The 21,157-nt window shown below is 60.3% G+C and carries 19 protein-coding genes and 1 tRNA gene; 13 read left to right on the top strand and 7 right to left on the bottom strand.

Going from position 1 to position 21,157, the window contains the following annotated elements; all coding sequences use genetic code 11:
- The coding region (locus tag ACZM8Y_RS00330) for a cupin domain-containing protein (RefSeq protein WP_489501482.1) at positions 1–286 on the top strand (286 nt) is incomplete at its 5' end.
- A 509-nt stretch (positions 287–795) separates the two neighbouring features.
- Here the strand turns inward: ACZM8Y_RS00330 and ACZM8Y_RS00325 are convergent.
- On the bottom strand, positions 796–1,533 hold the full coding sequence (locus tag ACZM8Y_RS00325; RefSeq protein ID WP_482330277.1) for a class I SAM-dependent methyltransferase: 738 nt from the start codon (positions 1,531–1,533) through the stop codon (positions 796–798).
- A gap of 84 nt (positions 1,534–1,617) precedes the next feature.
- Entirely contained in the window at positions 1,618–2,613 is a 996-nt protein-coding gene (locus tag ACZM8Y_RS00320; RefSeq protein WP_482330276.1) for a D-2-hydroxyacid dehydrogenase, read from the bottom strand.
- A 727-nt stretch (positions 2,614–3,340) separates the two neighbouring features.
- Between ACZM8Y_RS00320 and ACZM8Y_RS00315 the strand changes: the two genes are divergently transcribed.
- The 7 genes from ACZM8Y_RS00315 (at position 3,341) to ACZM8Y_RS00285 (ending at position 11,872) form a co-directional block, all read left to right on the top strand.
- Positions 3,341–4,714, top strand: coding sequence for a glycerate kinase type-2 family protein (locus ACZM8Y_RS00315; protein ID WP_302553472.1), 1,374 nt, complete (start codon positions 3,341–3,343; stop codon positions 4,712–4,714).
- 230 nt (positions 4,715–4,944) lie between these two features.
- The gene (locus ACZM8Y_RS00310; protein ID WP_479859022.1) at positions 4,945–6,378 is read left to right on the top strand and encodes a carbon starvation CstA family protein; all 1,434 of its coding nucleotides are present in this window, start codon (positions 4,945–4,947) and stop codon (positions 6,376–6,378) included.
- A 152-nt stretch (positions 6,379–6,530) separates the two neighbouring features.
- Positions 6,531–6,869 carry a hypothetical protein gene (locus ACZM8Y_RS00305; protein ID WP_489501480.1) on the top strand — a complete coding sequence of 113 codons (339 nt, stop codon included), beginning with the start codon at positions 6,531–6,533 and terminating at the stop codon, positions 6,867–6,869.
- A gap of 93 nt (positions 6,870–6,962) precedes the next feature.
- Positions 6,963–8,684 (top strand): FAD-dependent oxidoreductase, encoded by a 1,722-nt coding sequence (locus ACZM8Y_RS00300; protein ID WP_479859648.1) that lies wholly within the window; start codon positions 6,963–6,965, stop codon positions 8,682–8,684.
- A 148-nt stretch (positions 8,685–8,832) separates the two neighbouring features.
- A complete protein-coding gene (locus ACZM8Y_RS00295; protein WP_337431902.1) occupies positions 8,833–9,717 on the top strand; it encodes a DsbA family protein in 885 nt (294 codons plus the stop codon).
- Positions 9,718–9,720: 3 nt separating this feature from the next.
- Positions 9,721–10,731 (top strand): bifunctional riboflavin kinase/FAD synthetase, encoded by a 1,011-nt coding sequence (locus ACZM8Y_RS00290; RefSeq protein WP_302554670.1) that lies wholly within the window; start codon positions 9,721–9,723, stop codon positions 10,729–10,731.
- A gap of 937 nt (positions 10,732–11,668) precedes the next feature.
- On the top strand, positions 11,669–11,872 hold the full coding sequence (locus ACZM8Y_RS00285) for a hypothetical protein (RefSeq protein ID WP_487480007.1): 204 nt from the start codon (positions 11,669–11,671) through the stop codon (positions 11,870–11,872).
- 186 nt (positions 11,873–12,058) lie between these two features.
- On the opposite strand, the gene pth is transcribed toward ACZM8Y_RS00285, so the two are convergent.
- The 5 genes from pth to ispE form a co-directional block, all read right to left on the bottom strand.
- Positions 12,059–12,655, bottom strand: coding sequence for an aminoacyl-tRNA hydrolase (gene pth / locus ACZM8Y_RS00280; protein WP_482330275.1), 597 nt, complete (start codon positions 12,653–12,655; stop codon positions 12,059–12,061).
- A gap of 215 nt (positions 12,656–12,870) precedes the next feature.
- A complete protein-coding gene (locus ACZM8Y_RS00275) occupies positions 12,871–13,452 on the bottom strand; it encodes a 50S ribosomal protein L25/general stress protein Ctc (RefSeq protein WP_302553890.1) in 582 nt (193 codons plus the stop codon).
- Positions 13,453–13,692: 240 nt separating this feature from the next.
- The gene (locus ACZM8Y_RS00270; protein WP_302553889.1) at positions 13,693–14,628 is read right to left on the bottom strand and encodes a ribose-phosphate diphosphokinase; all 936 of its coding nucleotides are present in this window, start codon (positions 14,626–14,628) and stop codon (positions 13,693–13,695) included.
- A 43-nt stretch (positions 14,629–14,671) separates the two neighbouring features.
- Positions 14,672–14,747 (bottom strand) — tRNA-Gln (locus tag ACZM8Y_RS00265).
- Positions 14,748–14,780: 33 nt separating this feature from the next.
- On the bottom strand, positions 14,781–15,692 hold the full coding sequence (ispE, locus tag ACZM8Y_RS00260; protein WP_308771249.1) for a 4-(cytidine 5'-diphospho)-2-C-methyl-D-erythritol kinase: 912 nt from the start codon (positions 15,690–15,692) through the stop codon (positions 14,781–14,783).
- Positions 15,693–15,935: 243 nt separating this feature from the next.
- Between ispE and ACZM8Y_RS00255 the strand changes: the two genes are divergently transcribed.
- From ACZM8Y_RS00255 to ACZM8Y_RS00235, 5 genes are all read left to right on the top strand, one after another.
- Complete coding sequence (locus ACZM8Y_RS00255) at positions 15,936–17,051, top strand: branched-chain amino acid ABC transporter substrate-binding protein (RefSeq protein WP_308771248.1); 1,116 nt, start codon at positions 15,936–15,938, stop codon at positions 17,049–17,051.
- Between the two features lie 227 nt (positions 17,052–17,278).
- The gene (locus ACZM8Y_RS00250) at positions 17,279–18,187 is read left to right on the top strand and encodes an ABC transporter permease subunit (protein WP_302553885.1); all 909 of its coding nucleotides are present in this window, start codon (positions 17,279–17,281) and stop codon (positions 18,185–18,187) included.
- An 11-nt stretch (positions 18,188–18,198) separates the two neighbouring features.
- Complete coding sequence (locus ACZM8Y_RS00245; protein ID WP_337431752.1) at positions 18,199–19,443, top strand: ABC transporter permease subunit; 1,245 nt, start codon at positions 18,199–18,201, stop codon at positions 19,441–19,443.
- On the top strand, positions 19,440–20,246 hold the full coding sequence (locus ACZM8Y_RS00240; protein WP_308771247.1) for an ABC transporter ATP-binding protein: 807 nt from the start codon (positions 19,440–19,442) through the stop codon (positions 20,244–20,246). The genes ACZM8Y_RS00245 and ACZM8Y_RS00240 overlap by 4 nt, the downstream gene beginning before the upstream one ends.
- Positions 20,239–20,943 carry an ABC transporter ATP-binding protein gene (locus ACZM8Y_RS00235; protein WP_337431753.1) on the top strand — a complete coding sequence of 235 codons (705 nt, stop codon included), beginning with the start codon at positions 20,239–20,241 and terminating at the stop codon, positions 20,941–20,943. Before ACZM8Y_RS00240 ends, ACZM8Y_RS00235 begins: the two co-directional genes overlap by 8 nt.
- Positions 20,944–21,157: the final 214 nt, after the last annotated feature.

Genomic DNA, 21,157 nt, shown 5'->3' with positions numbered 1-21,157 from the left:
CCTGCCTGCCGGGGCCAGCGTGCCTTTTGTACACCACCATACCCAGAATGAGGAAATCTACCTCATCCTTGAGGGCAAGGGGCTGCTGTACATCGATGGGGAAGAATTGCCGCTGAAGGAAGGGGATTGCTTCCGCATCGATCCGCGGGGTGAGCGTTGCCTGCATGCGGCGGACGACAGCGCCATGCGTTTCATCTGTATTCAGGCCAAAGCGGGCAGCCTTGAAGGTTTCACCATGAGCGACGCTGTGTTGACGGAATCAGGCAGCAAGCCGAGCTGGTTGTAAACCGTCCCAAACCGGGCCAAGGCCGCACCGTTACAACGCCGCAATACGGCCTTCGATGCAGCCCAAAGCCTTGGGAGTTGGAAATAAGGCCGTGCCATAGGAAAGGGCTGAGGCTTTATGTCTTAAAATTCCAAAGGAATAACCAATAAGCCCCCAAGTATGGGGCCCATCGACGGAAAACCGGAGAAACAGCCTGTTTTTTCACCATATTGTGGAGATAAAACAATCAGATACATGATAGAGTCCCAAAGAAGGGGAGGGGCGTCCCCTGCCCCTTTGCAGGGAAAACAGGAGGCGATCCCTTGGGATCGCCTCTCCTTTATGGGGCGAAACAGCCCGCCCGCATCAGCCTAGACCGTGTCGTCATTTTACATATAACGATTTGAAATTATAAAAATAACCTTTTACAGCTCGAAAAATCAGTCCAATAATTTCAATAGATTCTATCTAATTAGCGACACGGCCGAAAAACAGGCGCAACACGGACGCTCTTGAACCGGAAGGTGGGGTCAGCGCTTCCGGGCCGACACGATCAGCATCATGGGACGGCGGAGTTCATCCCGCATGATTTCCGGGTAGGCTTCCAATAGGCCGGGTTCCGGCTGCGGCTCCACAAGTTCCAGCAATTCAAATCCGTTCTGGAGAAGGCCGTTGACGTAGGTAGTCAGGGTTTTGTGGTACTTCATGACCTCTTCGCCGAGGAAAACGGCCTTGCGGACGCCCTCGGAAAAATAGCTGTCCACGGGCCAGTGAAGATGATTCCCCTGCGCGTCGCAATGCCATTCCTGCGCTCCCTGCGCTGTGAATACCGGATGCTCCACGGAAAAGACGAAGCGCCCTCCGGCGAAGAGGCAACGGTTCACCTTCGCGCACAGGCCGCCGAACGACTCGACATAGTGGAAGGCGAGGGAACTTATCGCCACATCGAACGAGCCCGCCGGGAAATCGATAGCTTCAATCGGCATACGCAGGTACTGGATGGAGGAAGAATCCGTCATGGCACGGGCCTCGGCCAACATCCTTTCGGACAGGTCGACGCCCACCACGGAGGTAGCCCCCTGTTCGGCGGCATACCGGCAATGCCAGCCGAAGCCGCACCCCAGATCAAGCACCCGCTTGCCCTCGAACGGAGGAAGCATCCTCCGCAGCACATGCCACTCCCCGGCGGCGTCAAGCCCTTCCTTTGAGCGCGGCATCCGGCTGTATTTGTCGAAAAATATCGGATCGTCGTATTTATTCTCTTTCATCGTGTCTTCCGGCTGGTCAGCGCATCCTCGCCCAAAGGGGAAGCGCGGGGTTAAAAAAGGGAGCCCTTCGGCTCCCTCCGTCATTTATCCGTTCAGATAGGCCTTGTTCACCACGCTTTTGGGCTGGCCCGCCATCCATCCGGCGATGTTCTCGGCGATGATCCGGGTGATGTTCTGCCGGGCGGTACGGGTAGCCCAAGCGATATGGGGGGTCAGCAGGGTGTTGGGGCTGGTCAGCAGCGGATTGTCCTGCGTGATGGGCTCCACGGACACCACGTCCGCGCCGAGGCCGCCGAGTTTTCCGGATGCGAGGGCCTCGGCGACGGCGGCTTCATCAAGCAGTGGGCCGCGCGCAAGGTTCAGGAGGATGGCCCCGTCCTTCATGGCGGCGATGGCGGCGGCATTGACGATGGCGCGGGTCTGATCCGTCAGCGGGCAATGCAGGGAAAGCACGTCCGAAGTGCGGAACAGCTCGTCCAGTTCCACAAATTCCACAGGGAAAGATACGGGAGCGGAAGAGGCCGAAAGTTCGGCGGCGGATTTGCGGGCGGAAGCGGCGATCACCTTCATGCCGAACGCGTGCGCCAGTTCGGCGACGCGGCGCCCGATGGTCCCGAAACCAAGGATGCCCATGACCTTGCCCGAAAGCTCCACCTGCGGCGTATCCCAGAAACACCAGTCCGGCCCGGCGGCCCAGCGCCCGGAACGGATGCCCGCGTCGTGCAGGGCCGTGCGGCGGCACAGTTCCAGCAGCAGCGCGAAAGCATGTTGCGCCACGGCCTCCGTGCCGTAGTTCACCACGTTCATCACCGGGATGCCCCGTCTGCCCGCCGCCGCGATGTCCACCACGTCGTACCCCGTGGCGATGACCCCGATGCAGCGCAGGCCCGGCAAGGCCGCCAACGTGTCCTCATTCAAGCGGGTCTTGTTGGTGATCAGGATCTCCGCCCCCCGGCTCCGCTCCAGCACATCTTCGGGATTGGTGCGGTCATACACCGTCAGATCGCCGAGCGCCGCCAGCGGGTCCCACGGATTGTCGCCGGGATTCAGGGTATAGCCGTCAAGAACAACGATTTTCATGGCACCGCTCCGGTTGATGTTCAAAGGAACAAAGAAAATACCGGATACGTTCACCCTTTGACAAGAGCCCCGGCCTGAGCCAAAAGAAAAGCTCACGCTTCCGGGCGCATCCCGGATATGCCCTTGTCCGGGCCCCAGATTGTGCCGTCATTTAAAACATGGCTCTGTTATAGTTTGTGGTTATTTCATCTCCACAGTGCGGTGAAAAATACGGCCTTTTTATCCGGTTTTCCCCTTGGCGGGATCCACGGCCAAGGCATTTTGCCGGTTATCCCTTTGGAACTTCAAGGAAAAAGCATCAACCATTTTCTATAACACAGCCTAAAACATAACTATTTCAACTTATTGGAACAACCTTGCGACTTGAGAAGTGCTTAATAATTTCAATAGATTATATCTAATTAACGACATAACCGAGGAAAAGCCTTTCCTCGCAGGTACCTTTACTTGCTTTTCCCAATGCCCGCCGCCCTTCCGGCAGCCCCGCCGGAGAAGTCTGGGCAGAGGTTCCATAACCGTAAAAGCCTGTCACGGCATTGGGCCGATGCAAGGTTTGACTGACTGGTTTCATTGAATTTTTAAAGGCAATTACCGGCGATCCCAATGACGGAAGAGTATTCCCCAGCATATCTCTTGAACCGTATGAAACAGGCACCAATCCCTTGCTATGGCTGAGCCGGCACAAAAGCTTTTCGACCTCCCCAACCGACACAACAGGAGCCGCACCATGACCGATCTGCCTTCCTCCCCAGCAGCCTCCGAACTGCGCCGCCTCACGGATGCGGCCCTGAACGCCGTAGCGCCCGACGTGGCCGTGCTGCGCCACCTTCGCCTTGACGGCAACAGGCTGACCCTGATCGATGAAGCGGGAGCCCCCGCGTGGTCGGGCGACCTCGACGCCTACCGCCGTATCCGCGTGCTCGGCGCGGGCAAAGGCGCGGCTCCGATGGCGGCGGCGCTGGAAAACCTGCTCGGCGGCCGCATCAGCGACGGGCTTGTGATCGTCAAATACGGGCACGATTTGCCGGAAGGCCAGCGAACCAGACGCATCAGGATCAAGGAAGGCGGACACCCCGTCCCCGATGAGGCGGGCGCGGCGGCTGCGGGCGAAATCGTGGACATGGCCTTAGACAGCCGCGAGGACGACCTCATCCTGTGTACGTTCACGGGCGGGGCCAGCGCGCTTACCCCGGCCCTGCACCCGGAAATCCCGCTGGCCGACATGCAGCGGCTCACCTCCATGCTGCTGGAATGCGGGGCCACAATCCACGAGATCAACACGCTGCGCAAACACCTCTCCCGCTTCAGCGGCGGCAACCTCGTGCGGGCGGCCTTCCCCGCCACCGTGCTTGGGCTCATCGTCTCCGACGTGGTGGGCGACGATCTTGACGTCATCGCCTCAGGCCCCACCGTGCCGGATACGAGCACCTTCGCGGACTGCCTGCGCGTGGTGGAGCATTACGGCTTGCGCTGGAAAATGCCGCAGTCGATCTGGGCCCGCATTGAGGCGGGGCTTCAAGGCCGCATCCCGGAAACGCCGAAGGCGGATGAACCGGCTTTCGGGCGCGTCCGCAACGTGCTCGTGGCCTCGGTGAAACAGGCGCTGGAAGCGGCGGCGGACGAGGCCGCGCGGTGCGGCTTCGTGCCCCGCATCCTCACGACGGAGATGAGCGGCGAGGCCCGGCTGACGGCGGCGCGGCTCGTCGCCGAAGCCCGCCGCGCCCAAGCGGGCCTGCGCCCCGGCGATGCGCCGCTCTGCCTGCTCGCCGGGGGCGAAACCACGGTGACCATCCGGGGCAGCGGCAAGGGAGGGCGCAATCAGGAAATGGCGCTCGCCGCCACGTTGGAACTGGCGGACGACCGCGGCATCGACCTCATTTGCGTAGGGACGGACGGCACGGACGGCCCCACGGACGCGGCGGGCGGCTACGCCTTCAGCGGCGATCTGGCCCGCCTGCGCGCCATCGGGCTGCACCCGGAAGAAAGCCTCGGCGCCAACGACAGCTACCCCCTGCTGCTCAAGGCCGGAACCCTCCTGCGTACAGGCCCCACGCGCACCAACGTCATGGATGTGTCCATCATATTGGTCAGGCCGAAATAACAGGGGCATAAAAATATTTTGAGGTGTTTTCGGCTATGTACAAGCGGGGAAAAGGAGGGTAATCGTTCTCGTTCACGACCGGCGGGTCAGGACGGGCTCCGGGGCGGGGCGTCCCGGAAAAGCGCTGGATGCGGACAAGCGAGGAGCGAAACGCACAGGAACGGCATGCCGTCCTTCCGGTCGCCGTGGCGGAAACGGCCCCACGGGTTTCACAGATATGGGAGGAGATCATGTCTGGTTTATGGTATTTTTGGGGCAGCCTCGCGCTGCTGCTCGGCGGGTACTTCGTGTACGGCGCATTCGTGGAAAAAGTGTTCGGAGCCGATTTCGGGCGCCCCACGCCGGTCAAAACCCGGCGCGACGGCGTGGACTATATCGAACTGCCCCGCTACAAGATTTTTCTCATCCAGCTTCTGAACATCGCCGGGCTCGGCCCCGTGATTGGCCCCATCCTTGGGGCGCTGTACGGGCCTTCCGCCCTGCTCTGGGTCGTCTTCGGCTGCATTTTCGGCGGCGCGGTGCATGACTACTGTTCGGCCATGATGTCCCTGCGTTACGGCGGGGCTTCCTACCCTGAGATCATCGGGCGCAACCTCGGCACCGGCGTCCGCCGTTTTATGGAAGTGTTCACCATCGCGTTCATGATCATGGTCGGCGCCGTGTTCGTGCTCGGCCCCGCCGCCCTGCTCGCCAACCTGACGAGCTTCAGCCTGCCCTTCTGGGGCACGGTTATCTTCGCCTACTACTTCCTTGCCACAATCATGCCCATTGACGCCATCATCGGGCGCATCTATCCCTTCTTCTCAATTCTCTTGCTGGTGATGGCCTTCGGGCTTGTCGGCTCGCTTATGCTCAGCGGCCGCCCCGTCCTGCCCAACACCGACTTTTTCGTGAACACCGATCCGACCGGCCTTCCCATCTGGCCGCTCCTGTTCATCACCATCGCCTGCGGCGCGATCAGCGGCTTCCACGCCACCCAGTCGCCTCTCATGACCCGGTGCATGGAAAGCGAAAAGCACGGCCGGATGCTCTTTTACGGCCCCATGATCGCCGAAGGCGTCCTTGGGCTGATCTGGGTGACGCTCGGCCTGTCTTTCTACGAATCGCCCCAAGCCCTCGGCGAGGTCATCAAGGCCGGGACGCCCACGCTGGTGGTTCAGGAAATCTCTATGGCCCTGCTCGGCCCCATCGGGGGCATACTTGCCATCCTCGGCGTGGTGGTGCTGCCCATTTCCACGGGCGACACGGCCTTCCGCAGCGCCCGCCTGCTGGTGGCCGACACGCTGCGCATCGATCAGGGCCCCGTCGCCAAGCGCCTGATGATCGCCATCCCGCTGTTCATCGCGGGCATCGCCCTGACCTGCGTGGATTTCGCGGTCATCTGGCGCTACTTCGGCTGGGCCAACCAGACCATGTCCTGTGTGACCCTGTGGGCCATCGCCGTCTACCTTGCCCGCCGCGGGCGCTTCCACTGGATAGCGACCCTTCCGGCGGCCTTCATGACCGTGGTGTGCGTCTCCTATCTCTGCTACGCGAAGATCGGGTTCGGCATGTCCGTCGAGGCGTCCACGCTCATCGGTATCGCCTCCGCCGCCGCTTCGCTGGTGCTGTTCCTTTCCCGCGGCAAGCGCATGCCTGAAACCGGGAACGAGGTGGGCTGCTAAGGGATGTATGTGGGGAGGGGAAGGGGAACCTTTCTGGAGAAAGGTTCCCCTTCCCCTCCCCACACCCCACCCCATCCTCTCCCAAGACTTTCGCGCTTATCGAATCCCTGTTCACGGATTTCCCTGTTTTTCGGGAGGCTGTGTCATAGCATATGGTTGGTTCGTCTTCACAGTGCGGTGAAAATACGGCCTTTTTCTCCAGTTTCCCCTTGGTGGAACATATGGCTAAGGCATTTTGTCGGTTAATCCTTTGGGGCTTCAAGAAAAAAGGCATCAGCCGTTTTCTATGGCACGGCCTTCAGGAAAAGGAGCTTCGGCTCCTTTTTTATCGGCAAAGGGAATGGAAAGGCAGGGGGAATGGAAAAGAGAGGGGAGAAAAAGCCTCTGCCGGAAAATTCGGGCGGGGCTTACTGCTATCATATGGGAAAAGCGCCGTTGCGCTATGCCGGAAGCGGGATTTCTTGCCTCGGCCCGTAATGGAGCCCATGTAATTCTATCCCCTCCTTGCGCATTCGCGGGGAACCGTGTATGCCAGAAACCGACTTTCTTGTACCTTTACCCCTGTTTTCAGGAAGGGAGGAAATATGTCCAAAAATATTATCGTCATCGGTGGCGTGGCCCTCGGCCCCAAGGCGGCCAGCCGTCTGAAGCGGCTTGATCCCACAGCCAACGTGACCATGATCGACGAAAACATCAATATTTCGTTCGGCGGCTGCGGCATCCCCTACTATGTTTCCGGCGAAATCAATTCGCTGGACGCGCTGCGCTCCACGACCTACGGAACCGTGCGCACCCCCGAATATTTCGAGCATAAGGGCGTGCATACCCTGAACCAGACCCGCGTGACCGCCATCGACCGCGCCGCCAAGACCGTGACGGCCAAGAACCTGGTCACGGGCGAAGAAAAGACGCTTCCCTACGACCGCCTGATCATCGCCACCGGCAGCACGCCCAAGGTGCCCCCCGTCGAAGGCCGCGACCTCAAAAACGTGGGCGGCGCGAACAACCTTGAAGACGCCGACGCGCTCCGCAAGGCCTGCGCATCCGGCAGCGTGCAGAACGCCGTGGTCATCGGCGCCGGGTTCATCGGCATGGAAATCGCCGTGGCCCTCGCCGACATGTGGGACATCAAGACCAGCGTGGTGGAATTCATGCCGCAGGCCATGCCCGGCGTCATGTCCGCCAGCCTGTCCGACATGGTCAGGCATGACCTCGAAGAACACAACGTCGACGTCTACACCGGCGAAAAAGTGCAGCGCCTTGAAGGTGAAAACGGGACTGTGGCCCGCGTCGTGACCGACAAGCGCACCCTCGACGCCGATCTGGTCATCTTCGCTACCGGCTTCGCGCCCAACACCGCGCTGGCCCGCGCCGCCGGGCTCGATCTTGAGGAACGCACCGGCGCGATCCTCGTCAACGAATACATGCAGACCTCCGATCCCGACATCTATGCGGGCGGCGACTGCGTAGCTATCCCGAACCTCGTCACCGGCAAGCCCTTCGTGCTGGCGCTCGGCTCCCTCGCCAACCGGCAGGGCCGCGTCATCGGCACCAACGCCGCCAGCGACAGCGGCAAGGCGGCCACCTTCCACGGCGCCGTGGGCACGTGGTGCGTGAAGCTCTTCAAGATGTCCGCATGCGGCACCGGCCTGACCATCGAGCGCGCCAAAGCCTTCGGATTCGACGCCGTTTCCGCCAGCCTCGAACAGCTCGACCGCGCCCATTTCTATCCTGAAAAGCACATGATGACCCTCGAACTCGTGGTCGAACGCGGAACCCGCCGCGTACTCGGCATTCAGGGCGTGTGCGAAGACGGCGACGCCCTCAAGGCCCGCATCGACGCCGTGGCGACCATGCTCCAGTTCGGCAAGCCCACCATCGACGACCTCGCCAACGCCGAAATCGCTTATGCGCCGCCCTTCGCCTCCGCGATGGACGCCGTAAACGCCGTGGCCAACGTAGCGGACAATATCCTCTCCGGTCAGCTCAAGGCCATCTCTTCCAAGGAATTCGGCGAACTCTGGAAGGATCGCGCCAACAACAACGTCTTCTTCGCCGATGCCCGCCCCGCCGCTTCCGGCAACGCCACCGCCGCCAAGTATCCCGGCGAATGGCACGCCATCGCGCTGGAAGACATTGAAGCGAAGTTTGATTCCATCCCCAAGGATCGCCCGGTGGCCCTCGTGTGCAATACCGGCCTGCGCGCCTATGAGGTGATGCTGTACCTGCACAACCACGGAGTGACCGACGTGGTGAACGCCCTCGGCGGCATGCAGGCGCTCATCAAACGCGGCGACAATATGTAAAAACCAGTCTGGGGGCCTCCCCTCCAGACGGCGCAAGACGGGGAAAAGCGTTCCGTTTCCGCTTTTCCCCGTCTTTTTTTGCCGCTGCCGTGCCCTTGCCACAGCCCCCCTGTCCCGGTAAACTACCCGCCAAAACAAGGAAGTTTGTATGAACGCCCTCTCCTCGAATCCAGCCATCAAGGAAACCTCGATGAAACGCAAAATACTCTGGGCCCTTCTCGCCATCTGGCTCATCCTAACGGCCTATCTGCTGTTCCTCTCCAATAAATGGGCGTCCGCCGCCACGCCGTCCTACGCGGCCTCAAGCGCCGTCACCACTGACAATTTTGCGGAACTGCTGCGCGAAACCCTCCAGAAGAACCCTGACCTGCTGCTCAGCGTCCTGCGCGAAAACAGCGAGGCCGTGCTCGACATCGCTCAGGAAGGCTCCAACCAGCGCCGCCACAAAAACCTGATCGCCCAGTGGAAGGCGGAGCTGAACCAGCCCAAGGAAGTGGATATCAAAAACCGCCCGGTTCGCGGGGCCGCCGACGCGCCCGTGACCATCGTGGCCTATTCTGATTTCACCTGCCCCTACTGCCAGCAGGCCGCGGGGACGATGGAAAAAGTCCTCAAGGAAAATCAGGGCAAGATCAAATACGTCTTCAAGCACTTCCCGCTGGAAACCACCGGCGTCGCCCGCCTCGCCGCCGAATACCACGTTGCCGCCGCCCGGCAGGATCCTGAACTGGCGTGGAAGTTTTATGACCTGCTCTTCGCCCGCCGCGCCGATGTGCTCAAGAACGGCGAACCCGCCATTGTGAGCGCCGCCAAGGATGCCGGGCTGAACATGAAGAAGCTCGCCGCCGACGTGAAGCGTAAGGACGTGCGCGCCGAGGTGGACGCCGACATCGCCGAAGGCCAGCGCGTAGGCGTGCAGGGGACTCCGTATTTCCTCATCAACAACCTTGTGGCCCGCGGCGCGCTGTCTTCCGAGCTGTTCAAGGAAGCCATCAACATGGCCTTGCAGGCCACTCCCTCCGGGCAGAAGTAACGCATGATCATCACCCGCAATCCCGATGCGCTTGATCTGCCGCTGCCGTTGGATCTCTCTCAGGGAACCTCGGTAACGGTGGGCAATTTCGACGGCGTCCACTTGGGGCATCAGGCGCTCCTCGCCATGACCTGTGAACGCGCGGCCCAAACGGGAACAATCCCCGTCGCCATGACGTTCAACCCGCATCCCCTTGAAGTGCTGACGCCGCACGCGCCTCCGCGCCTCACGACCCCGCAGGCACGGCTGGCGCTGCTGGAAGCCTCCGGCATGGCGCTTGTAATGCTCGTGGCCTTTACGCCCGAATTCGCAGCCATGCCGCCGGAAACCTTCGTGCGCCGCATCCTTCTCGGCACGCTGAACATGCGCGAACTGTTCCTCGGCTATGACTTCACCCTCGGCAAAGGCCGCGCCGGGACGCCCGAAGTCCTCACCCAGCTCGGCAAAGCCGAAGGGTTCCGCGTAGATCGGATGGACGCGCTCTCCGTGCACGGCGAAGTGGTCAGCTCCACGCGCATACGGGAGCTGCTGCATCAGGGGCAGGTATGGGAAGCAAGCAGCCTGCTCGGACGCCTGTACAGCGTGCAGGGCGAAGTCATCCACGGCAAAAACCGGGGTGGGCGCCTGCTGGGGTTCCCCACGGCGAACCTCGCCCCCACGCCGACCATGCTCCCCAAGCCCGGCGTGTACGTGACGCTTGCCACGCCGTCCGAATCCGCAGGAAGCGGGCTCCCCTTTGTCCTCGACCCCGCGCACCCCACGCCGGACACGTATCCGGCAGTGACGAACATCGGCTACAACCCGACTTTCGGGCCGGGCGCGCTCACGGTCGAGACGCACCTGCTCGATTTCGACGCCGATCTGTACGGCAAGCATCTCGAAGTCGCCTTTGTCGAACGCTTGCGCGGCGAAGTCACCTTTACCGGCCCAGACTCCCTCGTCGCCCAGATCAAAAAAGACGCTGATCAAGCACGGAAAATATTGGAAACGGTTGCAGGGGAACAGAGAGGCTGAGGCCTCCGGCGGCAAGGGGCTACCGCCCCTTGACCCTGTCCGGGGGGCGAGCCGCCCCCCGGACCCCGGCACAACGCCCGCAGCAGAAACGGTTCCGCATCCAGCTTGCGCTGGCTTCGGAACCGTTTCTGCTGCGGGCGTCCTGTCGATGCCGGATGCTTCCCTTCTCAAACAAGCATCTGCATAAGAAACAAGCCCTACATAAAAAGCAGTAACTTTTATATGGCTGTGCCTTGAAAAATGGTTGATGTTTTTTTCCTTGAAGTACCACAGGAATAACCGAAAAAGACCTTAGCCATAGATTCCGCCAAGGGTAAAGCAAGATAAAAAGGCCGTATTTTCACCGCGTTGTGGAGACGAAACAACCATATACTATAACGGAACCTTTTATATAAGCTGTACCAGAACAAACGACTGATGTTTTATTTCTTAGTCCGGGCCGTAGGAAATGGTTGATGCTTTCTTGAAGTTCCAAAGGGATAACCGGAAAAATGCCTTAGCCGTAGCTCCCGCCAAGGGGAAAACCGGATAAAAAGGCTGTATTTTCACCGCACCATGGAGATAAAACAACCATAAACGATAACAGAGCCTTTCTCTTTATCAACCGTAAACTTAAACAGAACCATAGAAAAACTTGGCCCTGCCTAGGCCGTGTCGTCAATTATATATAATACATTGAAACTATTTAATTATTTTAAATCATAAAAAGACTATTTTAAATAATTTCAAATAATTATATACAAATGACGGCACGACCTCGTATCTGGTTATTTTATTCCCGCAGTATGCTGAAAACAGAGGCTTTTTATCCAATTTTCCGCTGACGGGTTCGTGATTGGGGGATTTTATTCTTTAATTCCTTTGGAATTTCCAGAAATAAAGCATCAGCCGTTTCCTACAACACAGCCCAAAACTTAAAAAGACTCTGTCATAGTGTGTGGTTGTTTCATCTCCACAGCATGGTGAAAAGACAGCTTTTTTTCCAGTTTTCCCTTTGGCTGAATCCATAGCTGAAGCGTTTTTCTGGTTATTCCTTTGGAATTTCAAGGAAAAAAGCATCAACCATTTTCTAGGACACAGCCTATTTTATTGGTTATTTATCGCGAACCTCAAGAAATCAATCAGCAATCGTTTGCTGTAACACCACCTTATAAAACGCCGAGCCCCTGAGAGGCATCACCGGGGAACTTACGCCAACGCACAGGCTGCCAAGACGCCACAACCGTAACCCGCCCCATTTACAAAAGTCTTTGAAGGGGAAAGGGGGAGGCTTGGAGGGGGGAAGGGGAAACTTTCTCCAGAAAGTTTCCCCTTCCCCCCTCCAATTTCACTCAATCACAAACGCGTTCGCCGCGTGCGTGGCGGCGGGAATGTTCCCTTCGGCAAAAAGGCGGACAACCTCAAAGGCGGCGGGAAGCTGCTTGCGAAAGGCTTCCTGCGCTTCGGAGGTGAGCCGCCCAAGAACCCAGTTCACAGTGTCCTCACTGCCATGCGGGGAGCGACCAATGCCAAGACGGAGACGGTAGAAATCCGGCGTGCCCAGACGCTGCGTGATCGACTTCAAACCGTTGTGCCCGGCATTCCCCCCGCCCTTCTTGAACTTCATCCGGCCCGGCGCGATGTCCAATTCATCGTGAACAATGAGAATGTTCTCAGGCAAAAGACGGTGCCACGCCGCGAGCGGCTGCACACATTCGCCGGAAAGGTTCATGAAGGTCTGCGGCTTGGCGATGAGCCACTGATCCGGGCTGCCCGGAAGGGACGCCTTCCACAGCTCGCAGCGGAACTTGTCCCCGGACATGGAAGAAACATTCCTCGCCTCGCGCAACAGTTCATCCACAAACAAAAAACCCATGTTGTGACGGGTCGATTCGTATTGCTTGCCCGGATTGCCCAAACCCACGATAAGCCCGGCGACAGCCATATCAAACCTCTCGGAAAACTTCCGGCCTGACGGACGCAGGCCACAAAAAAAGGAATCCACCGGATTCCTCGCCAATTCCCTCCCCCAACCATGCAGGGGACGGCCCCTTTCCCTCGGCATCAACGGATGCCCGGCATCCCGCCGGGGAAAAGAGGCAACGGAATGGGAAGGAATGCCCCAAGAAGGGCACTCCTCCCCACTCCAGAACAATGCGCTTATTCAGCGGCAGCGTCATCGCCGCCACCGGGCATCAGCACGGACACGATGGCGTAGTTGTTGTCATAGGCGGCCTTGACGCCTTCGGGAAGCTTCACGTCGGCAACCTGAATGGTGGTACCCACATCCATGCCGGAGATGTCGATGGTAACCTTGGAAGGCATATCGAGAGGCTTCGCCATGAGCTGGATCTGTTCGCGGTAGGTTTCGAGCTTGCCGCCCACCTTGGTGCCGCGGGCAACGCCGGAGAATTCGACCGGAACGGTGATCTTCACGGGCTTGTCGAGCTCAACGCCGTAGAAGTCGATGTGGGTGAAACGGCTGCTGATCGGATCGCGCTGCGTGGCCCAGATCAGCACGGGATGCGTGCCTTCGCCTTCAATTTCAAGGTTGAACACGGTGGTGCGGCCAACCTGAGAGAAGAGCTTTACAAAGGCGCGGGTGGACATCTGCACGGGCAGGTTGGCGCCCTTGGCGGTGTAGAACACGCCGGGGATGAGTTCTTCCTGACGGGCGCGGCGGTTGGCGCCCTTGCCGAGACCGGCGCGCTTCTGCACGCTGAGCACTTTAAGATCGGACATGGATGTTCTCCTTACCCTTCCACGGGAAAAACGCCGTGGTGGTAGATTCGCTGTGATAAGCCGGTGCCCCGGAGGGCGCCGGAGAGGTTCCTTGCCGTTCGCCCGGAACATTCCCAAAATGAAACGCTCCAACCGAACGCTGGTTCGGCGCACCGCAACGCGGTGCCGCTTCTGCCGGAAACGATGCCTTCAGACAAAGCGGCGCCTCTGAAATGTACAGCATTTCAAAGGCGGCCTGCTTTAGAACAGCACGCTTACGGACGACCCGGTGTGGATGTTGTGGATGCTCTTGGCGAGAAGGCTGGCCACGGAAACGACCTGCAGCTTCGAGCACACGTCCAAACGATCGCCCGACGGGATCGTGTCGGTAATAACGACCTTGGTGAACACCGAGTTGTTGAGCCGCTCAAGGGCGGGGCCGGAAAGCACGCCGTGCGTAGCGCAGGCGTAGACTTCGCGGGCGCCTTCGCGGAGCAGGACTTCGGCTCCGGCGCAGATCGTCCCTGCCGTATCGATGATGTCATCCACGAGCACCGCGATCTTGCCCGCCACATCGCCGATGACGTGCGTGGCGGTCGCCTGATTGGGGCGGTCGCGGCGCTTGTCGATGATGGCGAGGGGAGCTTCAATGCGCTTGGCGAAGGAACGGGCACGTTCCACGCCGCCGGCGTCGGGGGAAACCACAACGATCTCGCCCTTCATGGACATGAAGGGTTCGAGCAGCACCTGAGACGCGAACAGGTTGTCCACAGGGCAGTTGAAGAACCCCTGAATCTGTCCGGCATGCAGATCCACGGTCACCACGCGGTTCGCACCGGCGGTCGACAGGAAGTCGGCCACGAGCTTGGCGCTGATGGGCGCACGCGGGCTGACCTTGCGGTCCTGACGGGCATAGCCGTAGTAAGGGATGACGGCGGTGATGCGGCCCGCACTGGCGCGCTTGAGCGCGTCGAGCATGAGGCAGAGCTGCATCAGGTTGAAGTTCACGGGCGCACAGGTCGGCTGGATGACGAACACGTCGTCGCCGCGGACGCTGCTGCTGATTTCGATGCGGCTTTCGCCGTCGCTGAACTTCTCACACAGGGCGGGGGTCAACTGGCAGCCGAGATGCTCGCAAATGGCCTGGGCCAAAGGAGCGTTCGAGGTGCCGGTCAGAATCTTGAGATCACCGTACATAGGGGAGGCCTTCCGGTTAAGAAACCTCTAAAGCGCAAAAAAATGGCTGGGGCGGAAGGACTTGAACCCTCGAATGACGGGACCAAAACCCGTTGCCTTACCTGCTTGGCGACACCCCAGCGTGACAAAGGTTTCCTTTGGAAGCGGAAACCTTACAATGCGTGGCTATAGGCAGCCACGTCTTTTTCCCGGAACCCCTCCGCCACCCGGAAGGCGATCCCTGCATCCCGGAAGAGCCCGAAGAGGGAAGAACCGCTGCCGCTCATGACGGCGGCGAAGGCCCCCTGCCGCAGGAGCTGCTCCCTGAGTCGGCGAAGGCGGGGGAAGGCCTCGAAAACCGGCGGCTCAAAACTGTTTTCAAGCCACTGGATGGAGGAAGCCCCACCGAGAGGTTTCTGAGAGCCCCGGTTTATAGCGCCATTGCGTACTTCTGTCAAGGGCCTGTTCCATTCGTCCCATGCGGCATAGGCCCACGGCGTGGACACATGCTCCCCGGGGCACAACAGGACGAGCCCCGCCCCGGCGACGCCCGCCGCATCCAGCCACTCAGGGCATGGGGCGAGCCGCTCGCCGATGCCCGAAGCCCGGCAGGGGACATTGTACAGGAAAAACGGCACATCCGCCCCGATGCGGGCGGCCAGCCCGACAAGCTCCGGCAGGGGCAGGGGTTCGGGCGCGCGGGCGTTCAGCCATCCGAGCAGCGCCGCCGCGTCCGCGCTCCCCCCTCCGAGCCCGGCCCCGTGCGGGATGCCTTTTTCCAGCACGGCCTCCACGCCCGGATGGAAGCCCGAAGCCTCGGCGAACAGGCGGTAAGCCTTGGTCAGCGTGTTGTTTTCCAAATCAATGCCCGGTTCCTCACAGCGGAGCTTCAGCCCTCCTTCCGGCCTCAGGGCAAGCCTGAGCGTGTCGGAAGGCTCATCCAGCGGCAGGAATACCGTATCCAGCTCATGCCATCCGTTGGGGCGCACCCCCGTAATCCGCAGGGTCAGGTTCACCTTGCACCCGATCCGCAGCACCGCCCATTCCATCGTTCCGTCATCCACCCCGGCTTCCTCCCGGCGCATGTCGCGCTGTTTGTCTGATCAATTTATATCTTCCGATTTTCTTTTATCATCTTTCGCCTGCGAACGTTTGACAAGCCCTGTACAGTCATGGCACTAAAAACGATGTCTAACAGAGGTTCATCCGAAAAAAACGGAGGCTCGGCATTGCTTCGCCCCACACTCCCTTTTCGGCATGGACGGCTTCGGACCGGCTCGCCTGTCCGATAACTCCAACTATCCCTATGAATGAGGGGGAGGTTTCTTATGGCACGCGCATGGATGAAAGCGGCTCTTGCGGGCATGGCCGTCATGGCTATGACCGCCCCGGTGCATGCTGCCGATACGATCAAAATCGGCGTTCCCGGAGCACACTCCGGCGACCTCGTTTCCTACGGCATGCCGAGCCTTAACGCGGCCCGCATCGTCGCCGAAGAATACAACGCCAAGGGCGGCATTCTCGGCAAGCAGATCGAAATCGTCGCCGAAGACGACCAGTGCAAGCCCGAACTCGGCACCAACGCCGCCACCAAGGTTCTTTCCGAAGGCGCCGTGGCCGTTATGGGTTCTATCTGTTCCGGCGCGACCAAAGCCGCCCTGCCGATCTACAACGACGCAAAGATCGTGTCCATTTCCCCGTCGGCCACCACGCCTGAGCTGACCCAGAAGGGCGACTACCCCTATTTCTTCCGCACCATCGCCTCCGACGACGTATCCGGCCACCTCGCCGGTTCCTTCGCCAAGGACAAGCTCGGCCTGAAGAAGGTCGCCCTCCTGCACGACAAGGGCGACTATGGCCGCGGCTTCGTGAACTACGCCCGCGAAATGCTTGAGAAGGGCGGCGTCAAGATCGTCCTCGAAGAAGGCATCACCCCCGGCGCCGTGGACTACGGCGCGGTGATCCAGAAGATCCGCAAGTCCGGCGCCGACGGCATCATCTTCGGCGGCTACCATCCCGAAGCGTCCAAGCTCGTCCAGCAGCTTGCCAAAAAGAAGATCAAGATCCCCTTCATCGGCCCCGACGGGGTGAAGGACGAACAGTTCATCAAGGTCGCCGGCAAGAACGCCGAAGGCGTCTACGCCACCGGCCCCACCGACGTGTCCAAGCTGCCCATGAACATTCAGGCGCACGAAAACCATAAGAAGAAGTACGGCACCGAGCCGGGCGCCTTCTATGACAACGCCTATTCCGCGACGATCGCCTTGCTCGAAGCCATCAAGGTTTCCGGCAGCACCGAGTCCCAGAAGATCATGGAGGCCCTCCGCACGAACAAGGTGGATACCCCCCTCGGCACCATCAAGTTTGACGACAAGGGCGACGCCGAAGGCATCGGCTTCTCCATCTACGAAGTGAAGAACGGCGAGTTCGTCGAGCTAAAGTAACGATACGTCATTCCCTTTTCCGGGTATGACGCCAATGTTCACCCTGCATCCTCCGCGACGCGTCCGGAGGGTGCAGGGTGAACCGCACGTTGCGGGGCGGCATCCTGACGGGCGGCTGTCTTTCTTACTAAACGATTTTTCCGGGCTTCCCGCGGACGCTGAGGCGGGCGGGACGGGGGCACCCCCCGGAGCCGGAGGTTCACCGGAGAAACCAGCGAGCAGGGCCAATGGATTTACAATATTTCGTCGAACTCTTTTGTGGCGGACTCACCAGAGGCAGCATCTACGCGCTCATCGCGCTGGGCTACACGATGGTGTACGGGATCATCGAGCTCATCAACTTCGCTCACGGGGAAATCTACATGATCGGCGCGTTCACCGCGCTCATCGTGGCGAGCGCGCTCGGCATCATGGGGTTCCCGGCGGCGGGCATCATCGTCATCGCCGCCCTGGCCGCGGTGATCTGGTGCGCGGCCTATGGCTACACCATCGAGAAGATCGCTTATCGCCCCCTGCGCGGCGCTCCCCGGCTTTCGCCCCTCATCTCCGCCATCGGCGTGTCGATCTTCCTCCAGAACTATGTGAGCCTGGCTCAGACGTCCGACTTTGTGGCCTTTCCGCAGCTCATCACCGACTTTGAGTTTCTGGATCCCATCTCCCACATCATCGGCACCAGCGATTTCCTGATCATCGTCACCAGCCTCATCACGATGATCGCGCTTACGCTGTTCATCCAGTACACGAAGATGGGCAAGGCCATGCGCGCCACAGCGCAGAACCGCAAGATGGCCATGCTGCTCGGCATCGACGCCGACCGCATCATCTCTCTGACGTTCATCATCGGTTCGTCGCTGGCCGCCATCGGCGGCGTGCTCATCGCCAACCACGTGGGGCAGGTGAACTTCTTCATCGGCTTCATCGCGGGCATCAAGGCCTTTACCGCCGCCGTGCTCGGCGGCATCGGCTCCATCCCCGGCGCCATGGTCGGCGGCCTTGTGCTCGGCCTGTGCGAAAGCTTCGCCACCGGCTATATCTCCAGCGCCTACGAAGACGCCCTCGCCTTCGCCCTGCTGGTGCTCATCCTCATCTTCCGTCCGGCGGGCATCCTCGGAAAGCCCAAGGTTCAAAAGGTCTAAGGGAGGCCGACATGAACATGATTTTAAAGGCGCTCATGGTCAGCGTATGGTTCATGGCGCTCACCTTCCCGCTTGTCGTCCTCAAGGTGGACGCCCTCAACAACACGATCCTGTTCCGCTGGGAAAACATGGCTTCCATCGGCGTGGGCGCGTTCGTGCTCGCCATTTTCTGGCGCTGGAGCATGGAACGCAAAGCCCGCGGGACGGTTTCCAGCGGCCCTTCGGCCTTCTCCCGCGCGCTTGAGGCCGTCCGGCGGCCCAAGCCCCGCTACACCTGCCTCGGCCTCGTCGCGGCCCTGATGATCGCCATGCCGTACATCAGCTCCATGTACCAGATCAACATCATGATCTCGGCGCTGATCTACATCATGCTCGGCCTCGGCCTGAACATCGTGGTCGGCCTCGCCGGGCAGCTCGTGCTCGGCTACGCGGCGTTCTACGCCGTGGGCGCCTACACGTACGGCCTGCTGAACACCTATTTCGGCCTCGGCTTCTGGGCCGTGCTGCCCGTGGGCGGCGTCATGGCGGCCCTGTTCGGCCTCATGCTCGGCTTCCCCGTCCTGCGGCTCAAGGGCGACTATCTGGCCATCGTGACCCTCGGCTTCGGCGAAATCATCCGCCTCGTGCTGGAAAACTGGACAAGCGTCACCAAGGGCTCCTTCGGCCTGTCCAACATCAGCCGCCCATCCCTGTTCGGCATGGAAATGGGCGTGACCGAAGCGACCAACTACATTTATTACATCGTCCTCGCCGCCGTGGTCGTCACCATCATCGTCGTGGGACGCCTCAAGAACTCGCGCATCGGCCTTGCCCTCCAAGCCCTGCGTGAAGACGAAATCGCCTGTGAAGCAATGGGCATCGACCTGACCAAGGTGAAGCTCTCGGCCTTCGCGCTCGGCTCCTGCTGGGCCGGGTTCGCCGGAGTCATCTTCGCGGCCAAGACCACGTTCATCAACCCCGCCAGCTTCACCTTCATGGAATCGGCCATGATCCTGTCCATGGTGGTGCTCGGCGGCATGGGCTCCGTGCTCGGCGTCACCATCGCGGCGGCCATTCTGGTGCTCGCGCCCGAATACCTGCGCGCGTTCTCCGAATACCGTATGCTCCTGTTCGGCGCCGTCATGGTCATCATGATGATTTACCGCCCGCAGGGGCTCATCTCCGGCGAAAAACGCACGTACAAGATCACGAACAAGGACAAGATCGACAGCTCCAAGTCGGCTTTCGACGTTCCTGCCACGGGAGGCCAGGCATGAACACCCCTGTGCTCGAAGTAACCAACCTGTCCAAGAACTTCGGCGGCCTGCGCGCGCTCAACGAGGTGGATCTCACGATCAACCGGCAGGAGATCGTCGCGCTCATCGGCCCCAACGGGGCGGGGAAGACGACGTTCTTCAACTGCATCACCGGCATCTACCTGCCCACCGAAGGCACCGTCCAGCTTCACCTGCCCGAACGCAACGGCAAGCCCGCCAGCTCCACGACCCTCAACGGCATGAAGCCCAACGAGATCACGTCGCTCGGCATGGCCCGCACGTTCCAGAACATCCGCCTGTTCCCGACCATGACCGTGCTCGAAAACGTCATGATCGGACGCCACTGCCGCACGTCGGCGGGCATCGTCGGCGCTGTCTTTCAGGACTCGCGCACCAGGGCCGAAGAACAGGCCACCATCGACCGCAGCTATGAACTGCTGCGCGAGGTGGGCCTGAACATGCATTATCAGGACGAGGCCCGGAACCTGCCCTACGGTGCACAGCGCCGTCTGGAGATCGCCCGCGCTCTCGCGACCGATCCCGCCGTGTTGCTGCTCGACGAACCCGCCGCGGGCATGAACCCGCAGGAAACCCTCGAACTCAAGTCGCTCATCCTGCACATTCGGAAGGAGTTCGACCTGTCCATCCTGCTCATCGAGCACGACATGGGCATGGTCATGTCCCTTTCGGATCGCATCTACGTCATGGAATACGGCTCCCGAATCGCCATGGGCACGCCGCAGGAAGTGCGCGAGAACCCCCGCGTCATCAAGGCGTACCTTGGAGAATCCGACCATGCTTGAGCTTCGCAACGTCAACACCTTCTACGGCAACATTCAGGCCCTTCGGGACGTGAACATCCGCATCAACGAAGGGGAAATCGTCACGCTCATCGGGGCCAACGGCGCGGGCAAGAGCACCACGCTGATGACCATCTGCGGCGGTACGCCTCCGCGCAGCGGCGAAGTCCTCTTCCGGGGGCAGCCCATCCACACGCTCAAGCCCAACAAGATCGTGGCGCTCGGCATCAGCCAGGTGCCGGAAGGCCGCCTGATCTTCCCCGATCTCACCGTGCAGGAGAATCTGGATCTCGGCGCCTTCCTCCGCAACGACAAGGACAACATCAAGAAGGATCTCGACTACATCTTTGATCTGTTCCCCATCCTCGCCCAGCGCCGCAACCAGACGGGCGGCACGCTGTCCGGCGGCGAACAGCAGATGCTGGCGATTTCCCGCGCGATCATGGCCCGTCCGACGCTGCTCCTGCTTGATGAGCCTTCCCTCGGCCTCGCGCCGATCATCATCCAGCAGATTTTCTCCATCATTGAGAAGATCAATGCCGACGGCACCACCGTTTTCCTCGTCGAGCAGAACGCCAACCAAGCGCTCCGCATCGCCAACCGCGCCTATGTCATGGAAAACGGCCGCATCGTCATGGAAGACTCCGCCGACAAGCTCCTCACGGATCCCGCCGTACAGAAAGCGTATTTGGGGATGTAGCGGGAATGTTATTGGGAAAGGGAGGGAAAACTTTTCTGAAGAAAAGCTTTTCCCTCCCTTCCCCAAACCCCATCCCTCCCTTTCCAAAGACTTTTGGCCTTATCGAATCCCTATTCACGGATTTGCCTGTGAACGGAAAACGCCCGGACGGAAGACCGTTCGGGCGTTTTTTATGGGAATCGGCGGAACGGGGTTCATTTTTTCCGCTCCGTTT

Source organism: Bilophila sp. (assembly GCF_057864385.1).
The sequence above is the reverse complement of the archived record's forward strand: the minus strand, read 5'-3'. Positions and strand labels throughout refer to the sequence as shown.

Bases quoted from the DNA above. Each gene is read 5' to 3' on its own strand.
- ACZM8Y_RS00240 (WP_308771247.1), top strand. From the start codon at position 19,440: ATGAACACCCCTGTGCTCGAAGTAACCAACCTGTCCAAGAACTTCGGC.
- ACZM8Y_RS00300 (WP_479859648.1), top strand. From the start codon at position 6,963: ATGTCCAAAAATATTATCGTCATCGGTGGCGTGGCCCTCGGCCCCAAG.
- ACZM8Y_RS00320 (WP_482330276.1), bottom strand. From the start codon at position 2,613: ATGAAAATCGTTGTTCTTGACGGCTATACCCTGAATCCCGGCGACAAT.
- ACZM8Y_RS00255 (WP_308771248.1), top strand. From the start codon at position 15,936: ATGGCACGCGCATGGATGAAAGCGGCTCTTGCGGGCATGGCCGTCATG.
- ACZM8Y_RS00290 (WP_302554670.1), top strand. From the start codon at position 9,721: ATGATCATCACCCGCAATCCCGATGCGCTTGATCTGCCGCTGCCGTTG.
- ACZM8Y_RS00315 (WP_302553472.1), top strand. From the start codon at position 3,341: ATGACCGATCTGCCTTCCTCCCCAGCAGCCTCCGAACTGCGCCGCCTC.
- ACZM8Y_RS00275 (WP_302553890.1), bottom strand. From the start codon at position 13,452: ATGTCCGATCTTAAAGTGCTCAGCGTGCAGAAGCGCGCCGGTCTCGGC.
- ispE (WP_308771249.1), bottom strand. From the start codon at position 15,692: ATGCGCCGGGAGGAAGCCGGGGTGGATGACGGAACGATGGAATGGGCG.
- ACZM8Y_RS00235 (WP_337431753.1), top strand. From the start codon at position 20,239: ATGCTTGAGCTTCGCAACGTCAACACCTTCTACGGCAACATTCAGGCC.
- ACZM8Y_RS00310 (WP_479859022.1), top strand. From the start codon at position 4,945: ATGTCTGGTTTATGGTATTTTTGGGGCAGCCTCGCGCTGCTGCTCGGC.
- ACZM8Y_RS00305 (WP_489501480.1), top strand. From the start codon at position 6,531: ATGGTTGGTTCGTCTTCACAGTGCGGTGAAAATACGGCCTTTTTCTCC.
- pth (WP_482330275.1), bottom strand. From the start codon at position 12,655: ATGGCTGTCGCCGGGCTTATCGTGGGTTTGGGCAATCCGGGCAAGCAA.
- ACZM8Y_RS00295 (WP_337431902.1), top strand. From the start codon at position 8,833: ATGAACGCCCTCTCCTCGAATCCAGCCATCAAGGAAACCTCGATGAAA.
- ACZM8Y_RS00250 (WP_302553885.1), top strand. From the start codon at position 17,279: ATGGATTTACAATATTTCGTCGAACTCTTTTGTGGCGGACTCACCAGA.
- ACZM8Y_RS00270 (WP_302553889.1), bottom strand. From the start codon at position 14,628: ATGTACGGTGATCTCAAGATTCTGACCGGCACCTCGAACGCTCCTTTG.
- ACZM8Y_RS00325 (WP_482330277.1), bottom strand. From the start codon at position 1,533: ATGAAAGAGAATAAATACGACGATCCGATATTTTTCGACAAATACAGC.
- ACZM8Y_RS00245 (WP_337431752.1), top strand. From the start codon at position 18,199: ATGAACATGATTTTAAAGGCGCTCATGGTCAGCGTATGGTTCATGGCG.